The following is a 2975-nucleotide window of genomic DNA, read 5'->3' on the forward strand; positions in this document are numbered from 1 at the left end:
TGGCGATCGTCGCCCTGGCCGGACCGTCCTGGCAACGCGAGCCGCAGCCGCTTTGGCAGGCGCGCGCGCCGCTGGTGCTGGCGCTGGACCTGTCCGGCTCGATCCAGGTGGCGGACCTGCCGCCTTCGCGCCTGGCCCAGGCGCGCGCGCGCCTGGACACGTTGCTGCGCGAGCGTGGCGATGGCCAGGTCGGACTGCTGGTCTATGCGGAAGACGCCTACGTGGTCGCGCCGCTTACCGAGGACGCGGCCAACGTCGCGCTGTTCCTCGATGCATTGCATCCCTCCATCATGCCCGGCGACGTGATCGCGCCCGGCAACCCCGCGCCCGCGATCGAACGCGGCGTGCGCCTGTTGCGCCAGGCCGGCTTCGACAGCGGCGACATCCTCGTGCTTGGCGGCAATGCGGGTGCGGAAGCGATCGCGGCGGCCGCCGCTGCGGCAGCCGACGGCTATCGTGTTTCCGCGCTCGGCCTCGGCACCGCGACCGGCGGACCGTGGCGCGATGCCTCGGGCAGTATGCAGTACGCACGCCTCGAGGCCGACCCGCTGCGCGCGCTCGCCACCGCCGGCGGCGGTCGCTACGCCACGGCGGCAGCCGACGGCAGCGACCTGCAAGCGCTCGGCGTGCTGCGCGTCGATCCTGCCGGGGCCGCCGCCAGCCAGGACAAGGCCGGGTCGCTCTGGCGCGACCAGGGCTACTGGTTGCTGCTCCCGCTGTTGCTGCTGGTCGCGCTCGGCTTCCGCCGCCAGGGCGTGTTCGCGGTGCTGGCGCTGTGCCTGTGCCTGCCGTGGCAACCCGCGGCTGCGGCCGATGGCGACTGGTGGAGGCGGCCCGACCAGCAGGCGCACCAGCGCCTGCGCGAAGGCGCGGAGGCTTACAACGGCAAGGACTACGCTGCAGCGGCGGCCGCATGGCAGGGCCTGCCCGGCGCGGATGCGCACTACAACCACGGCAACGCGCTGGCGCGGCAGGGCAAGTACGCGCAGGCCATCGCCGCCTACGACGAGGCCCTGCGCCTGCAGCCCGGCATGGAGGATGCGGAGGCCAACCGCGAGGCAGTGCTGGCGGCGATGAAGCGCAAGCCGCCCCAGGGTGGCGGCGACAGCGACAAGGGCGAGGACGACAAGCGCGACGACGGCGGCAAGGGCGGCGCCGGCGATGCGGGCAGGAACGACGACGCTTCCACCACAGGTGGTGACAAGCCGGAACAGCAGCCTGCCGATGGGCAGCCGGAGCAGCCCGGGAACGACGGCGAGGGCGATGCCGGCGCGAAGCAACAGGCGCCGGAGACGACCACCGAGCGCGAACGGAGATTGGCCAACGAAGCGTGGCTGCGCCGCATTCCCGACGATCCGGGTGGGCTGCTGCGCGAGCGCTTCCGGCTCGAGCAGTACCGCCGCAGGCAGGGAGGCGACTGATGCGACGCTTCCACTTCGCCGCCATCCTGGTGCTGCTGGCCCTGTTGCCGCTGTTCGTGCCGCCGGCCAACGCGCAGTCCGTACGCGCGTGGCTGGACCGCGACCGCATCGCCCTGGGCGAAACCGCGACGCTCAACATCGAGGTCGAGGGCACTGCAACGGAAGGCCCCGACTATTCGCCGTTGCTCGGCGACTTCCGCCTTGGCGGACACACCAGCCGCCGCAGCTTTGCAACGGTCAACGGCCAGGCGCATGCGCGGACGCTGTTCGGCGTGCAACTGCAGCCGCGCGGGCAGGGCACGCTGCAGATCCCGCGATTGCTCGTCGCCGGACAGCGCACCGCACCGCTCGAGCTCGTGGTCACCGCGCCCACCGCGACGCCGGCACGCAGCGGGGACGATGTCTTCATCGAATCCGAGGCCGACGCCGCGTCGCCTTACGTGCAACAGGCCGTGGGATACGTGGTGCGCCTGTACTTCGCCGTGCCGCTGGTCAACGGCCAGCTCGACCAGCCCTCGCCCGAGGGCGCGACCATGCAGCGCGTGGGCGAAGACCTCCGCTACACCCGCGACATCGACGGCAAGCGCTACACCGTGGTGGAACGTCGTTTCCTGCTGGTGCCGGAACGCAGCGGCACCCTGGCCAGTCCGGGCGCGCGCTTCCGCGGCCAGGGCGCCGGCGGCTTCTTCGAAGGGCTGTTCGGCGACGGCCAGCGTGCGCTGCAGGCCAACGGCGCGCCGCGCGTGCTAGGCGTGCGCCCGGTGCCGGCCAATGCGCCGCAGCCGTGGCTGCCGTTGCACGCGTTGTCGCTGCGCTGGCGGGTCGCGCCCGGCACCGCAACCGAGGGCGAGGCCGCCACGCTGGTACTCGAGGCGAGCGCCGATGGCGCCACCGCGGCGCAACTGCCGGAGTTGCAGTTGCCACCGATCGCCGGTGCCCAGGTCTTTCCGGATCCGCCCGAGCACGACGAGGCGTTCGAAGGCGGCCGGCCGCGGACCACGGTGCGCAGGCGCTTCGCAGTGGTGCCCTCGCGTGCTGGCGAATTGCGCGTGGCCGCACCGCAGCTGCAGTGGTGGGATGCCGATGCGGGCGTGGCGCGCACGGCGACGGCGCCGGTGCTTTCGTTGCGCGTCGAGGCAGGCCAGGGCGCGGCACCGTCGCCTACCGCCGCGTCGTCCCTCCGGGAGCCTGCGGCGCGCGGCGACGATGGCTGGATGCGGGTGCCCGGCGTGCAGGGCAGGGTGCGTCCCTGGGCCTTCGCCACCGTGGCCTTCGCCCTGTTGTGGCTGATCACCTTCATGTGGGGCCTGCATCGGCGTCCGCACGAGCAAGCCGTGGCCGCACCCGTGCGTCGCCGCGACGGCAAGGACGTCTTGCGCCGCGCGCTCGACACCGGCGACCTGGGGGACGTCGCCGAGGCCTTGCGTGCATCGCTCTTGCCACCCGCACCGGACCTGGACGCGGTGCGCGACGCACTGGCCGACGAGCGCCAGCGCGCTGCCGTGGATGCATTGCAGGAAGCGCGCTGGGGCGCGGGCGACGGCGTTGCCGCCC

General features: G+C 73.1%; 2 protein-coding genes. Both read left to right on the forward strand.

Annotated elements, in window-relative coordinates; genetic code table 11:
- A partial coding sequence (locus tag QAA18_RS12550) for a VWA domain-containing protein (protein ID WP_279413411.1) occupies positions 1–1421 on the forward strand: 1421 nt, incomplete at its 5' end.
- Positions 1421–2975: BatD family protein (locus tag QAA18_RS12555; protein WP_279413414.1), on the forward strand; the 1555-nt coding region annotated here is incomplete at its 3' end. The genes QAA18_RS12550 and QAA18_RS12555, both read left to right, overlap by 1 nt.

The organism is Luteimonas sp. 8-5, assembly GCF_029763755.1.
GTDB lineage: Bacteria > Pseudomonadota > Gammaproteobacteria > Xanthomonadales > Xanthomonadaceae > Cognatiluteimonas.